The 14,439-nt window shown below is 52.6% G+C and carries 15 protein-coding genes; 7 read left to right on the top strand and 8 right to left on the bottom strand.

Annotated features, from left to right (window positions below):
- Positions 1-85: 85 nt before the first annotated feature.
- On the top strand, positions 86-826 hold the full coding sequence (locus tag AC2T28_RS06160; protein ID WP_486748101.1) for an FkbM family methyltransferase: 741 nt from the start codon (positions 86-88) through the stop codon (positions 824-826).
- A 105-nt stretch (positions 827-931) separates the two neighbouring features.
- Here the strand turns inward: AC2T28_RS06160 and rpsI are convergent, their stop codons facing one another.
- On the bottom strand, positions 932-1,417 hold the full coding sequence (gene rpsI, locus AC2T28_RS06155) for a 30S ribosomal protein S9 (RefSeq protein WP_486748100.1): 486 nt from the start codon (positions 1,415-1,417) through the stop codon (positions 932-934).
- Positions 1,418-1,422: 5 nt separating this feature from the next.
- Positions 1,423-1,881, bottom strand: coding sequence for a 50S ribosomal protein L13 (gene rplM, locus AC2T28_RS06150; RefSeq protein WP_486748099.1), 459 nt, complete (start codon positions 1,879-1,881; stop codon positions 1,423-1,425).
- Positions 1,882-2,262: 381 nt separating this feature from the next.
- Here rplM and AC2T28_RS06145 point away from each other — a divergent pair, with 381 nt between their 5' ends.
- On the top strand, positions 2,263-2,715 hold the full coding sequence (locus tag AC2T28_RS06145; RefSeq protein ID WP_486748098.1) for a hypothetical protein: 453 nt from the start codon (positions 2,263-2,265) through the stop codon (positions 2,713-2,715).
- Positions 2,716-2,762: 47 nt separating this feature from the next.
- Here AC2T28_RS06145 and AC2T28_RS06140 read toward each other — a convergent pair whose 3' ends face one another.
- The gene (locus tag AC2T28_RS06140; RefSeq protein WP_486748097.1) at positions 2,763-4,166 is read right to left on the bottom strand and encodes an aminotransferase-like domain-containing protein; all 1,404 of its coding nucleotides are present in this window, start codon (positions 4,164-4,166) and stop codon (positions 2,763-2,765) included.
- Between the two features lie 127 nt (positions 4,167-4,293).
- Between AC2T28_RS06140 and AC2T28_RS06135 the strand changes: the two genes are divergently transcribed.
- On the top strand, positions 4,294-4,494 hold the full coding sequence (locus AC2T28_RS06135) for a DUF1127 domain-containing protein (protein WP_486748096.1): 201 nt from the start codon (positions 4,294-4,296) through the stop codon (positions 4,492-4,494).
- A gap of 130 nt (positions 4,495-4,624) precedes the next feature.
- On the opposite strand, the gene AC2T28_RS06130 is transcribed toward AC2T28_RS06135, so the two are convergent.
- The gene (locus AC2T28_RS06130) at positions 4,625-5,047 is read right to left on the bottom strand and encodes a PaaI family thioesterase (protein ID WP_486748095.1); all 423 of its coding nucleotides are present in this window, start codon (positions 5,045-5,047) and stop codon (positions 4,625-4,627) included.
- A 57-nt stretch (positions 5,048-5,104) separates the two neighbouring features.
- Here AC2T28_RS06130 and AC2T28_RS06125 point away from each other — a divergent pair, with 57 nt between their 5' ends.
- From AC2T28_RS06125 to gluQRS, 3 genes are all read left to right on the top strand, one after another.
- A complete protein-coding gene (locus AC2T28_RS06125) occupies positions 5,105-5,893 on the top strand; it encodes an enoyl-CoA hydratase (protein WP_486748094.1) in 789 nt (262 codons plus the stop codon).
- 323 nt (positions 5,894-6,216) lie between these two features.
- A complete protein-coding gene (trmFO, locus tag AC2T28_RS06120) occupies positions 6,217-7,560 on the top strand; it encodes a methylenetetrahydrofolate--tRNA-(uracil(54)-C(5))-methyltransferase (FADH(2)-oxidizing) TrmFO (protein ID WP_486748093.1) in 1,344 nt (447 codons plus the stop codon).
- 24 nt (positions 7,561-7,584) lie between these two features.
- Positions 7,585-8,523: a tRNA glutamyl-Q(34) synthetase GluQRS gene (gene gluQRS / locus AC2T28_RS06115; RefSeq protein ID WP_486748092.1), complete on the top strand. Its 939-nt coding sequence runs from the start codon at positions 7,585-7,587 to the stop codon at positions 8,521-8,523.
- Between the two features lie 32 nt (positions 8,524-8,555).
- Here the strand turns inward: gluQRS and hisI are convergent, their stop codons facing one another.
- Positions 8,556-8,933: a phosphoribosyl-AMP cyclohydrolase gene (hisI, locus tag AC2T28_RS06110; RefSeq protein ID WP_486748091.1), complete on the bottom strand. Its 378-nt coding sequence runs from the start codon at positions 8,931-8,933 to the stop codon at positions 8,556-8,558.
- A gap of 60 nt (positions 8,934-8,993) precedes the next feature.
- On the opposite strand from hisI, the gene AC2T28_RS06105 reads away from it, so the two are divergent.
- Positions 8,994-9,446: an iron-sulfur cluster assembly scaffold protein gene (locus AC2T28_RS06105; RefSeq protein ID WP_486748090.1), complete on the top strand. Its 453-nt coding sequence runs from the start codon at positions 8,994-8,996 to the stop codon at positions 9,444-9,446.
- A 237-nt stretch (positions 9,447-9,683) separates the two neighbouring features.
- Here the strand turns inward: AC2T28_RS06105 and AC2T28_RS06100 are convergent, their stop codons facing one another.
- The 3 genes from AC2T28_RS06100 to ligA all read right to left on the bottom strand — a co-directional run bounded on the left by AC2T28_RS06100 (position 9,684) and on the right by ligA (position 14,292).
- Positions 9,684-9,806 carry a hypothetical protein gene (locus AC2T28_RS06100; RefSeq protein WP_486748089.1) on the bottom strand — a complete coding sequence of 41 codons (123 nt, stop codon included), beginning with the start codon at positions 9,804-9,806 and terminating at the stop codon, positions 9,684-9,686.
- A gap of 146 nt (positions 9,807-9,952) precedes the next feature.
- Entirely contained in the window at positions 9,953-12,043 is a 2,091-nt protein-coding gene (recG, locus tag AC2T28_RS06095) for an ATP-dependent DNA helicase RecG (RefSeq protein WP_486748088.1), read from the bottom strand.
- 2 nt (positions 12,044-12,045) lie between these two features.
- Positions 12,046-14,292, bottom strand: coding sequence for an NAD-dependent DNA ligase LigA (gene ligA / locus AC2T28_RS06090; RefSeq protein ID WP_486748087.1), 2,247 nt, complete (start codon positions 14,290-14,292; stop codon positions 12,046-12,048).
- Positions 14,293-14,439: the final 147 nt, after the last annotated feature.

Below are 14,439 nucleotides of genomic sequence, written 5' to 3'. Positions count from 1 at the left end.
TTTAGGCAGATGACATAGACTTGCGGCATCTGGATCACGCGAGTAACAAGAAGAGTACAGGTTCTCAAAAAAGGTCAGTCAAACTGTGTCAAATATTCTGTCAAACACTACGATCACACGCAAAGATCGCCTGGTTGAATTGAAACAGCGCGAACGCGGCTATTATGATCTGCAATTCATCAAAGCAATGCCTGCCGACAAACGCAACGCTTGCATCGATCATCTAGACAATTCGCGCTCACAGCTTCGACAGGACCTGTTTGCACTGGCACAGACTGATTTCAAACAGAATGGTTTCTTTCTGGAATTTGGTGCCACCGATGGGGTGGAGCTGAATAATACTTGGCTGATGGAGAACAAGTTTAACTGGACCGGGATCTTGGCGGAACCTGCACGTGGCTGGCACGAAGATCTGCGCGCCAATCGAAACTGCACCATCGACACGCGCTGCGTATGGAAAGCGAGCGGAGAACGTTTGCAGTTCACCGAAGCCCCGCGCGGAGAAAACTCGGCGATCTCTACATTCGTCAAGCCAAGCCGAAAGCTACGCGGTCAGCAATATGACGTAGAAACCATTTCACTCAACGATCTGCTTGATGAACACAATGCACCTGCTGTGATTGACTATGCATCAATCGATACTGAGGGCAGTGAGTTTGACATTCTCAACGCTTTTGATTTTGAGAAAAGATCGTTTGGCGTGCTTTCGGTTGAGCACAATCATGCGCCGCAACGAGAAGATATTCACAGCCTGCTGACATCCAAGGGCTACTCACGGGTTCTTACCTCGGTATCGCGGTTTGATGACTGGTACATCAAAGACTGATTTCCAAGCAGACCCAAATGATCACCTTAGCCATTTGAAAAATGGCTAAGCAAACAAAAAGGCCGCGCAACTTGCGCGGCCTTTTCAATACTGTGTAATCGAAACTTAGCGCTTCGAGAACTGGAAGCTCTTACGGGCTTTGGCCTTACCGTATTTCTTACGCTCAACAACGCGCGAGTCACGGGTCAGGAAGCCAGCAGCTTTCAGAGCGCCACGCAGGCTGGGATCGTACAGCTGCAGAGCTTTGGAAACACCATGCTTGACCGCACCGGCTTGCCCGGACAGGCCGCCGCCTTTGACTGTCGCATAGACGTCAAACTGGTCTTCGGTGCCAGAAACCTGGAACGGCTGGCGCAGGATCATCTGCAGAACCGGACGAGCAAAGTACACGTTCAGTTCACGACCGTTTACTGTGACCTTACCGGAACCCGGCTTGATCCAAACGCGAGCAACAGCGTCTTTACGTTTGCCAGTTGCATATGCACGGCCCAGCTCATCACGCACAGGCTCACGTGCGATGATGTCTTCAGCCACAGCTTCTACACCAGCAACGGCGCTCAGCTCTTCGAGAGTGTTAATCTGATCAGACATCTACATTAGCTCCGGGTGTTTTTCTTGTTCATGGACTTTACGTCCAGAACTTCGGGGCTTTGCGCCTCATGTGGATGCTCGGCACCAGCGTAGACACGCAGGTTGGTCATGATCTGACGGCTAAGCTTGTTACCTGGCAGCATGCGCTTGACCGCTTGGATCATGACGCGCTCGGGGTGCTTGCCCTCGAGGATTTGCTGTTTGGTGCGCGACTTGATGCCACCCGGGTGACCGGTGTGCCAGTAGAAGTTTTCTTCGCGCTTTTTGCCAGTCATCTGTACCTTATCGGCGTTGATGATGATGACGTTATCGCCAGTGTCCATGTTCGGTGTGAACGATGGCTTGTGCTTGCCGCGCAGACGCATGGCAACAATCGAGGCAAGACGGCCCAGCACCACGCCTTCGGCGTCGATGATGATCCATTTCTTCTCGATATCTGCCGGGGTAGCAGAGAAGGTTTTCATAGCAGGTAAATCCTGTTTGACGTGAGGAGCACCGATATAACACCGGCACTCGAATTCTATGGACGGTATTTACGGCGAACCCTCACACCAGTCAACAACAACAACTGAGTTTTAATTGCTTGTTTTCAACGCGTTAAAAAATAGGTATGATATTACCCCACCAATTAGGGCAGCGACTTTGCGCAATTTCGCAACACTAGAGAATAAACACATCCCCCCCTAACAAGCACAAGTTGCTGCTCCCTTCCCTTTCCATATGGTCACGCCACTTATTTGAGCTAGGAGAACCCCTTGAAGATATCTAAGTATACCGCTTTTGCATTCATTTTTTCATTAGCAAGCTGCTCACAATTTGCACCTGTCACCGCACCTCCTGTGAACATGAGCTTTAAGCACGCAGCCCTGACACAGGACAGAGTTGTCGGCTTTTCTGAACCCATAGTGCGCACATATGTTGCTGATATTGACGAAGCGGATAAAATCAACACCGAACAAAATGGTCGCGTTTATGTTCCGGGACGCAAAGAAATCGTAGGCGCACGCTGTAAAGTTGACTCAGCTGAGTTGTCTGCTGAGTTTGTGACCCCCGCTGTTGTCCGCCTGCCCAAGTTCAACGGAAAACCGACACAATTGCGGATCAATTGCGCTGCGGGCGATTTGACCAGCAAGTTTGGTATAACACCAACACTAGATGGTGTCATCGTAGGTGGTGCCTCACCAGCTGGACTGATTGCCGCGGCTGTTACGGCTGGTGTTGCTGCCTCAAAAGACAATTGGTCTTATGGGTCTAACAACCTGTCGGTATGGATTCCGCTAGAAGAACCAGAAAACTAATACGTCTTGGGCGGGCTCTCCCTCTTTGAGGGTCGGCCCAATTGACATCAAACACTTATTTGTTCTGGCGGATTGTCCAGCAACGATCTTAGCCGCAGCATTGCATCCTCGAAAACAGAAAGGGGCACATGTCCGTTCACTGCAATGCGAACAGCGTTTGGGGCACGACCATCACGCAATGCAAATTCATCAGCTGAGCGGATCTGCACTCCCTTTGCCTCGGCTGCGCGGGTAAAGGCTGCTGATCGCCATCCTGAGGGAAGACGCAGCCACACAAACGGAACCTGATCATCCCAGGTCAGATCAAAGCCACCTAACGTGTTTACGGCCACACGCACATAACGCGCCATTTCCTTTTGCACCTCCCGAACAAGTTTTTTGGTATTTGGGTCGCCAAGAAGAATTCCGGTCACGCCAGCAAGGGGTTGGGCAAGGCCAAAATACCCATGCTCTGCCACCCGCCGCAAGTGAGGCCCCTGCCCCTGTGGGGCCAACGCAAAACCAACCCGCAACGACGGCGTCAAGGATTTAGAGACTGAACTTACGTGCCAGCCCAATTCTGGCGCTAGCGCTCGATAGCTTGGAGCACGAGCATCGCCCATGCGGTAACAATCGTCTTCAATGATCTGAATGCCGTGGCGACGCGCAACCTCAACGATCTCCTGTCGTCGTTCTAGTGGCGTGAACAGCCCCGTTGGGTTATGGACTTCCGGGCTGGTACATAGCATCACAGCACCGGTTTTTCGGGCCGCCTTGTCTAGTGCGTCAGGTACAATTCCATAGTCGTCCATCTCGATACCAACCACCCGAGCACGGAGCAATTCAGCCGCGCGACGAAACCCTGCATAAGAAAGGTCCTCAACCAATATCGTTGGCCGCTCGCCCTTTAGCAAAGCCTGCATTACGACCATCAGACCACTTTGCCCACCATGGGTGAGAACTACATCCTGCTCGCCCAGACTACCAATTGGCAAGTCAGACAACCAACCCACCACTGCTTCCCGCACAGGCTGGTAAGCACTCCGGGTCGGGTAGCTTAAAAATGACAAGTCCGGCCCGGCGGCGACCTGTCGTAGGGCTCTTCGAATAGCCTCGACCTGCCCCACATCAACAATTCGCGGGCTAAAGAGGCTTACGTGTTCTGGATTATTTATCTCGTGCACATGGAGCTGACGCGCCCAAACATCATCCAAGACCGGTTTTTGTTTACTGGCGACATATGTACCTCGCCCAACCTCGGCCTGCAGCACACCCTCATCAGTGAGAATCGTATAGGCGCGTGCAACTGTCCCGGGTGTAATACCCAGCTCATAAGACAATTCACGAACAGGTGGCAACTTTGTGCCAACTACAAGATCCTCGCGATCAATCGCAGATCGGATTGTTTCTGCTAGCTTTTTATACTTGGGGCCTTTTGTACCCCCAAAATCCTTCGGCCAAATTGTACCCATTACAATCCTTCCATAGACAGCCACTGAAACCAATTGTACCCGTAAAACGTAACACAATGGTACACATTGTATCAACACAATAATGGAGCTCAATATGGTACAGCACGCTCAACTAACTCAATCTAACATGTCTTTCTTGAATAGCCGTCAGGCTCTGCCAGTTATGGCACAATGGGCGGTTGTATTTGCGGTGCTTGTAACCAAATGGAACATGCGAAAACGCACGCGCAAGCACCTGCTTAACCTTTCACCCGCTCAGCTCAACGACATCGGGCTCAGCCGCGCCGAAGCTCATTATCAAGCGACTCTTCCGTTCTGGCGCCCCTGACCCCCAGAAGCCAGGACCACTGTCAGGCCGGGGGAAACCCCGGCCTTTTTTATGTCGCCAAGCCTAATACCACGATCAAAACACCATACAATTATTGGTACAATTCCACGTCAAACAAGCAGCTCAATTGCTATCTCTTGGGAGGGATTGAATAGGTCATACTTGCCCGTGCCACCGGGGCTTCACTCCCAACCGAGTAGATCAGAATATCACAAACAGCCAATGACCTGCCTAGTTTTAGCAGCGAACAATGTGCAGACAGGTCAGCATTTGCAGAGGGTTTGTTCATGAAGTCCATCGAACAACTGGTGGTAACGGCCAATGCTTGCCGTCCAATCCGTGCCAAAACCATGGCGTAAGCAGAGCAATCGGCAAGCGCAAACATGGAAGGCCCCGATACAGTTCCTCCGGGGCGTAAGTGCTTATCTTGAACACGCAAACGCATTGTCAGCTCACTCTCTGCAAGCGCATCAACTTCGAAATCTTCGCGGACCTGCGGAAACACCTGATCCAGAAACTCCATCAATTCCGCCGCGTCCATTTGCAAGGCCATGCTTTTCTCCCCCTTTTGCACCGCCTAAGGTTGGGCAAGCACGTACAGGAGAGCAAGATGACAATTCTACGACGTTACGACACGGGGGCCATTGCCCAACTGGAAATGAATGCCCCCCAAAAACTTAACGCACTGTCCGATGAAATGCTTGCTGCGCTGCAGGCACAGATCGATGAGCTCAGACATGACAGCTCGATCAAGGTTGTCATACTCTCGGGCAGCGGCAAGGCGTTTTGCGCTGGTCACGACATCAAGCAAATGAACAGTGCGCGCAGCTCAGACGACGGCGGCAAGGAATACTTCCAAGATCTGTTTTCACGCTGCACCAATGTGATGATGGGTATTCAGTCCCTGCCGCAAGTTGTTATTGCCCGGGTTCACGGCATCGCCACAGCTGCCGGCTGCCAATTGGTAGCCTCGTGTGATCTGGCGATGGCCGACGAGGATTCAAAGCTTGGAGTGAACGGTGTTGATATCGGATTGTTCTGCTCGACCCCAATGGTCGCCCTGAGCCGCAACATACCGCGAAAACATGCGCTGGAAATGCTGACGACGGGAAAATTCATAACGGCCGCTCGCGCCGTCGAAATGGGACTGATTAATCACGCAGTGCCCGTAGACAGCCTGGAAGCGGAAACGAACAAACTGGCTGATACCATCGCCAGTAAATTGGGCGCGGCCGTCAGAATCGGCAAGAAAGCGTTTTACGAACAACTGCAGATGCCAATGGATCAGGCCTATGAATACACCAGTGATGTCATTGTCGAGAACCTTTTGTACCGCGACACCATCGAGGGCATGACGGCGTTCACCGAGAAACGCGCACCTAACTGGCAGAAAAAATAAGATTTCTTGAAAATTTTAGTCTTTGTTTACGATTTGGTGCGCATTGTTTCCATATCGAGCCTTTCAAAGAAGGCAAGAACATGGCAAGGATTGGGCAGGGCAAATAGCCCGGTCACAATTTGGGTCGCCGCCTGTGGAAGGTCCCTCCAAACCGGATCTCTCCCCGGTTCGACATTCCCGCAGCGGCGACCCCAAATTCCCCACTCTGAAACACCTCTAAATGATCGGCTTAACGCTGACTGTGAAGTTCGATCATGTTTGTTTTGTTGCGTTTCACCAAGCCCAGTATTGCGCCAAGCCTTCCCCTGCCCTATGTCGCAGCCATGACACAGACATTGCATATCGTGGGCGGCGGCATGGCCGGGTCCGAAGCTGCCTGGCAGGCGGCAAACATGGGCGTCCAAGTGGTAATCCACGAGATGCGCCCCAAAGTGGAAACCTTTGCCCACCAGACCGGTAACCTGGGTGAGATGGTCTGCTCGAATTCATTTCGTTCGGACGATCATGAGCAAAACGCCGTTGGTCTGCTGCATTGGGAGATGCGCGCGGCCAACGGGTTGATCATGGCAACGGCAGATAAACACCGGCTACCCGCTGGTGGCGCACTGGCCGTAGATCGGGAGCCGTTTGCACAGGCGGTCAACGATACCCTGCTTTCCCATGCTAATATTTCGGTCTCGTATGATGAAATTACAGAGCTGCCGGACGAAGGTCATTGGATTTTTGCGACCGGTCCGCTGACTTCTTCGACTTTGGGACAGGCCATTCAAAATGAAACCGGAGCCGAGGCGCTAGCCTTTTTCGATGCAATCGCCCCCATCATCTATGCCGAAAGCATCGACATGTCGCAGGCCTGGATGCAATCGCGCTATGACAAGGGCGAGACCGAGGAAGAGCGCACCGCCTATCTCAACTGCCCAATGACCAAGGAACAATACGAAGCGTTTATTGATGCGCTACTGGCCGCTGAAAAGACCGAGTTCCACGAAGGTGAAACCGCGGGCTACTTTGATGGCTGTCTGCCAATCGAGGTCATGGCCGAGCGCGGTCGTGAAACCCTGCGATTTGGCCCAATGAAGCCCGTTGGACTGACCAACGCGCATAAGCCAGAAGATAAGGCTTATGCCGTGGTCCAACTACGTCGTGACAACAAACTGGGTACCCTGTTCAACATCGTCGGTTTCCAGACCAAGATGAAATATGGCGCGCAAACCCAGGTCTTGCGGATGATCCCCGGGCTTGAAGATGCGCAGTTCGCACGACTGGGCGGTATTCATCGCAACACGTTTTTGAACTCACCAACTCTGTTGGATTCCCAGATGCGGTTGAAATCAAAACCTCACCTGCGTTTTGCTGGCCAGATCACCGGTGTTGAGGGCTATGTGGAAAGTGCTGCCATGGGCTTGCTGGCCGGCCGAATGGCAGCGGCTGAGATCCAGGGTAATACCCTGCCAGACGTTCCGCAAGACAGCGCGATGGGTGCATTGATCCATCACATCACCGGCGGCGCCGAGGCCAAGACTTTCCAGCCGATGAACGTCAACTTTGGCCTTTTCCAACCAGTTGAGGGATTGAAAGGCGGACGGCGCGGGCGCAAAGATCGTTACAAGGCCTATACGGATCGGGCAAAAACTGTATGGTCAGAATGGCTTGAGAGCTTCTCTTAAGAAATTCAAAAGGATCCGTGCCTCGTGAAGTTTGTAACCCGGTTTGCCCCATCGCCAACTGGCCCGCTGCATCTTGGCCACGCCTACTCTGCCATGCTTGCCCACGATTTGGCAAAGGCAGAGGGCGGCGAGTTTTTACTGAGGATCGACGATCTTGACCAGTCACGAGCGCGAAATCATTGGGAAGATCAGATTTACGACGATTTAAGCTGGCTTGGACTTTATTGGCCCGAGCCTTGTCGCAAGCAATCCCATTGCCAGTCACAATATGATCTGGCCCTCGACATTTTGTGGAGCAAAGGATTGCTATTTGAATGCACGTGTTCTCGGCGCGACATTCGGGAGGCGCAATCGGCTCCACAAGAGGGCCAAGTACAATACGGTCCAGACGGTCTAATTTACCCAGGCACTTGTCGCCACTCAAATAGGCCGAGCCATCCCCTTGTGACCCCGCGCCCTGCGAATGCAACACTCAGGTTGGATATGGCCAGGGCAATAGAGTACAGCTTTCGGAATACATATTTGTTTTTGCCGCCACGCGCCGTCGAAAAAACACGATATGCATATTTTGGTGAATATGGACCGAGTGCAGACCCACATAAGCAATCTTATGAATTCACACCTGAAATGATGCTAGCAGGGATTGGCGATGTCGTCGTAAGTCGTAAGAATATGGGGGCGGCTTATCACTTGGCGGTAGTTGTTGATGACCAAGAGCAAGGTGTGACACACGTCGTCCGCGGGAAAGATCTGTTAGAGGCAACCATGATCCATCTCCTAGTCGGCCATCTGCTAGATGATGAAATACAGTATTATTGGCACCAGCCGAACTACCACCACCACCGCTTAATCCGCGACGAAAATGGCAAACGCCTGGCCAAGCGAGATGATGCTCGTGCCATTTCTAAGTATCGTGACGAAGGGGCCACCCCAGACGACATTCGAAGAATGGTTGGATTATAGGTGCACGCAGCACCTAAGCACTACAAAGTCACTCAATCCAGAGGTTGCATCAGTTCCACTTCGGCACCATCGCGTACCGCGGTGTAAAAACAGCTTCTTCGATTGGTATGACAGGCTGGTCCAGTTTGCTGTACCACCGCCAACAAACAGTCTCTGTCGCAATCAACGCGCAGATCTATCAGTTTCTGAACGTGCCCCGAGCTCTCCCCTTTGATCCAAAAGGACTGGCGAGACCGCGACCAGTAAGTCACCTTACCAGTTTCCAATGTCCGCGACACGGATTCAGCATTCATCCATGCCATCATTAGCACTTCACCGCTTGCTTCGTCTTGTGCAACGCAGGGAATTAGACCGGCCTCATTGTAGGTCAAGGTTGCGGGATCAAACGACATGACAAAAACCTTTTGCATCTGGAATTTCACACCCTATGTATTGAGAACCAAGTCTCAGGGAAAGCCCAAGGAACACACATGTCCGGTGAAAATGATCTGATCAAACTCTATTCCTCGCGCATTCTCTCATTGGCGGCGGACATTCCACATCTTGACCGGCTGGACGCGCCTGACGTCACAGTCAAGAAACGCGCCCCACTTTGTGGTTCGACAGTGACCGTTGATCTGCGTCTGAAAGATGGGAAAATTGCCGAATTTGGCCAGGATGTTAAAGCCTGCGCCTTGGGCCAGGCATCTGCATCGGTTGTTGGCTCTGCAGTGGTTGGTCGCACAGAACAGGAAATATGCACCGCCCGTGATCAGCTGAAAATGATGCTGACTGCCGAAGGCCCAGTTCCTGACTCCCCGTTTGATGGTCTGGAAGTTCTGATTCCGGCGCGCGAGTATAAGAACAGGCATGCTTCGATCTTGCTCGCTCTCGAAGCAACGCTGGAAGCAATGCAACAAATTCCACAGGAAAGCTGCGCCTAAGCACAGTTTTGATAACGTAGTGCGTTGTCAAAACTTAGTTGTCAGCAAATAAAAGGCCGCCGCACATCTGGGCAGATGGCGGCGGCAAGACGCATTTTTGTGCGGGATCCAGTTGCGACTTGAGGATCATGAGGCAGATCCAGCTCCGGAGGACGAACAGGCAGTGAACTCCGAAATCACTTGGGACAGGATGCAGGCACAACTGGCACAAAAAAGCGCAAACGGTATGTGTGTGGCCTAGATCAAGCCAGGCAGGTGAAGCGCGACAACCAGCATCACAATCAATGCGGCGGCACCAGCAGCATCCTGGATCAGGTTTGCTGGCGAATAGTGAAATGTGTTCTTGATTTGTTCAATCATAACTCGGTCCTCCGGTCTGTCGTTGTTCTGTTGGTCACGCTCTCTGGCGCTTCTGTTGACCCTTTGTTCTCATTTTACAGAACACATGTAAAGAACTTTTTGAGAACAAAAGAGAACATCGGCAGGGAACTTGACCCAAAACCAACTTAACCCACTGATATTAAACGAATTGCCTGATCTTGGCGCATGAGCCAAAGGAGAACACGCGCAGCTTGTCCGCGCGGGCTGGACAAATTTGGATCTGTTGCCAATAACGCCCGAGCGTCACTCTGAGCCACAGCCATCAATCCAGACTGGCGTTCGAGATCTGCAATCTGGAACCGGGGCAACCCTGATTGAGCGGTGCCGATGACATCCCCTGCCCCCCGCATCTGTAGATCAGTCTCAGATATCACAAAACCGTCTTCGGTGTCCCTTAGAACTTCTAATCTCTTGCGCCCGCCTTCACTCAGAGGTGCTTGGTACATCAACAAGCACGTTGATTCTTGGCTACCGCGACCCACCCTGCCTCGAAGCTGGTGCAGCTGCGCGAGACCAAATGTTTCGGCCCGTTCAATGACCATGATCGTTGCGTTGGGTACATTCACCCCGACTTCGATAACCGTTGTGGCGACGAGAACAGATGTCTTTCCAGACTGGAAAGCGGCCATGGCGGCATCTTTCTCGGCAGCAGGCATCTGGCCATGGACCAAACCAACAGACTCGTCCCCCAAGACCGCACGCAAGCGTTTGAACCGTTCCTCGGCAGCCGTTAGGTCAGACACCTCAGATTCTTCGACCAGTGGGCAAACCCAATAGCACTGTCGCCCCTCTTCAATTGCTTTGCGCAAATGATTGACAACCTCGTCCATTCTCTCAGTGCTTGTCACAGCCGTTTTCACCGGTTTACGACCAGCCGGTTTTTCATCCAGAACCGAAACATCCATATCGCCGTATTGCGACAAAGCTAGTGAGCGCGGGATTGGTGTCGCGGTCATCACAAGTACATCAGCACCCTTGCCTTTTTCTGCCAACTCCATCCGCTGTCGGACGCCAAACCGGTGCTGTTCATCAACGATAGCCAACCGCAAATCCGCGAACTTCACATCGGATTGGAAAACGGCATGTGTCCCTACCAGGATTTGAATGTCTCCACGCGCTAGCGCGGCCAACTTGGCTTTGCGTTCGCTGCCTTTGTCGCGCCCTGTCATGATTTCCAAAACAACACCGGCCTCTTCGGCCAAGGGTTTTAGCCCATCCAGGTGTTGACGCGCCAAGATCTCGGTTGGCGCCATCATTACACCTTGGCCGCCTGCCTCGACTGCAACCAGCAATGCCATAAACGCCACAAGAGTTTTGCCCGAGCCAACATCCCCCTGCAAAAGCCGGTTCATTCGTTTCTCGGTTTGCATATCCTCTGAGATCTCAGTGATCGCACGCTGCTGCGCATTTGTTGGTCGGTAAGGTAATGCTTTCAACACCTTCGACTGCAAGTCTCCATTACCAAAACTCACAATACCGCGTGCCTTGCGCTCTTTGTTCCGCGCGAGGGCCAGCGTAATTTGGTGCGCGAACAACTCGTCATAGGCCAGCCGCGCCCGAGCTGGACTATGTGCGTCCAGCTCTTCAAGGCTTGTTGGATTATGGGCCGATTGGATGGCGTCGTGCCAACTTGGCCAGGATTCTTTCACCATTTGGGCAGGGTCAATCCACTCAACCAATTCAGGTGCACGGCTCAATGCACCTTGCGCTGCTTTGAATACGGTTTTCTGCGTAACGCCTTGGGTCAGGCTGTAAACGGGTTCGAATTCGGGAATTTCAGCGGCCTGATCAAGTGGCACCATATGGTCGGGGTGAACCATCTGGGCAGTGCCATCGAACAGTTCGACTTTACCAGATACAACGCGACGCGCGCCCTCAGGCAACTGAGCCTCGAGATAGCGGCTGCGTCCATGAAAGAAGACCAGCTGAAACTCTAGCTCTGCGTCTTCAACATGAATTCGGTAAGCCCCGCCCCGGTTGCGGGCTGGTCGATGTTTTCCAATTGTCACCTCAACCGTTGCTGTGGTGGGAAAATCTAGTCCTTTGATCGTGTCACGACGGCGCCGATCAACAATAGAGTATGGCAGCAAAAACAATAGGTCACGCGGCGTTTCTACATTCAAACTTACGAAGTTTTGAACCGTCTTAGGACCAACCCCTTGCAGAGTATCGAGACTGGAAAACAGTGGAAACAGAATTTCTGGACGCCCGCTCATATCTAACTAATCAGCTCCAACCAGCTATCCTCATCAAGTGTCTTCACTCCCAAGTCGGCCGCCTTCTTTGCCTTGGAACCAGCGCCGGGGCCAGCAATCAGGATATCCGTTTTTTTGGAAACCGAGCCCGACACCTTGGCCCCCAAAGATTCGGCTCGTGCCTTGGCCTCGGCACGCGTCATTTTTTCCAGTGTTCCTGTGAACACAACCGTCATTCCCGCAACAGGGCTTTCTGCTGACGGGGCCTCGGCCGGAACAATTTCAAGTTCCCCCGCCAACCTTAGGATTGCGGCGCGTTCCTCGGTATTTGCTAAGGCATCGGTCAATGAAAGCGCAACTGAAGCCCCAATACCGTCAATGCTCACCAGATCCTCCCAAGCGGTGCCGGCCGCATCGGGCACATTGCTAGCTTTGACTGCCAAGTCTCTGGTTTCTTTTATTTTTGCACGCCTGCCTTCGGTACTGGCCAAGGCTCGCTCAGCCTCTTCGGCCTCATCAGCTTTGCGCCATGCCAGCGCAGCCGCGCGCGCGGTATCTGCTGCTTGCAACAGCCTGTCCCACGTCAAGAAATGCAAAGCGAGATCCTTGGCGCCAGTTTCACCAACATGGCGAATGCCCAGAGAAAACAGCATACGCCCAAATTCGATACGCCGCTTTTCCTCGATTGCAGCAAACAAGTTTGCAGCACTCTGATCTCCCCAGCCTGCACGGTTCTTCAGCTTGGTCAGATTTCCCTGATCAACCCGCGCTAAGCGGAAAATGTCGGCTGGTTCTCGAATTGCAAGGTTCTCATCATCGTAGAACATTTCGATTTGTCGTGCGCCCAGCCCTTCGATATCGAAAGCTTTGCGTGAGACAAAATGTTTAAGCTTTTCCTTCGCTTGTGCCGGACAAATCATCCCCCCCGTACAATAGCGAACCGCGTCACCCTCTTCTCGCTCTGCCGGGCTACTGCACTCGGGACAAAGGTGAGGAAAAGAAAATGGAGCCGCTCCGTCAGGCCGTTTGGTTAGATCCACATCTGACACTTTGGGTATCACATCGCCGGCGCGGTAAACCTGAACCCAGTCACCAATTCTTATGTCTTTGCCTTCCCGGATCACTTCGCCCTTGGAATCCCGGCCCTGAATGTAGTCTTCGTTGTGCAAAGTCGCATTCGACACCACCACGCCACCAACCGTGACCGGTGACAGTCGAGCAACCGGGCTCAGCGCCCCTGTGCGCCCAACTTGAATGTCAATTCCATCGATCCTGGTCCAAGCCAGCTCGGCCGGGAACTTGTGCGCGATTGCCCATCGGGGTGTGGTTGAGCGAAAGCCAAGCCGTTGCTGCAGCGCAATATCATTGACCTTGTAGACAACGCCGTCAATGTCGTAGCCCAGTGTGGCGCGCTGCACCTCGATCTTATGGTGGTGTTCAACAAGCTCCGATGGTGTCTTACATAGTTGCGTTAGTGGATTAATTTGAAAGCCAAATGAAGCCAGCTTTGCAATGGCCTCCATCTGCGTGCCTGCAAGTGGAGTAGATAGCTCACCCCAACTATAGGCAAAGAACCGCAGTGGTCGCGCGCGGGTAATTTCAGCATCAAGCTGACGCAGCGATCCGGCGGCCGCATTTCGAGGGTTGGCAAATGTCTTCCCGCCCCGCTCTTTGTGCCGTTCGTTTAACGCAGCAAAGTCTTCGTGGCTCATATAAACTTCGCCGCGAACTTCCAAAACGTCAGGCGCGCCTTCTATGTTCTGCGGAATATCCGATATGGTCAGAGCATTGGCGGTAACGTTCTCGCCAACAGATCCATCTCCCCGTGTAGCAGCTTGTTTAAAAATCCCTTTTTCATATCGCAGCGACAGTGACAGCCCATCAATTTTGGGTTCAGCCGAGTAAACAAGCGCCGCGCTGTTGTCGATGCCAAGATAGCGTCGGATGCTCTGGTCAAAATTCTGAACATCCGGTTCATCAAAGGCATTGCCCAAAGAAAGCATGCGTTGCGCATGGGTGATTTTTGAAAAGCCTGACGCTGCTGGCGCGCCGACCTTATCTACGTGAGTCGCAAGCTCTGCAAATGCCGGGTTTTGTTCAGCCAACTGCAGATATCGCCGTTTGGCGGCGTCGTACTCTGCATCCGAAATGGTGGGAGTGTCATCCTGGTGATAAGCAAGATCAGCCAACTGCAGCTTTTCCTGAAGCTTCAGAAACTCCGCCCGGGCATCTTTTTCTGTAGCAGATTTGTTGTCGCTTGATGATGTCACGATCGCCCCCAGTTCATTCGCAATCTTGTTGATAGATTGTGGGCGGGGCGAGGTCCAGATGCTCAGTCCAAGCTTGGGTTTAAGTAGGCCATAGAAAAAGGCAGAACCAAGTGGTTCTGCCTTACAAATCAATAATAGGTCAGTGAT

It is taken from the genome of Parasedimentitalea nitratireducens (genome assembly GCF_057444295.1).
The sequence above is the reverse complement of the archived record's forward strand: the minus strand, read 5'-3'. Positions and strand labels throughout refer to the sequence as shown.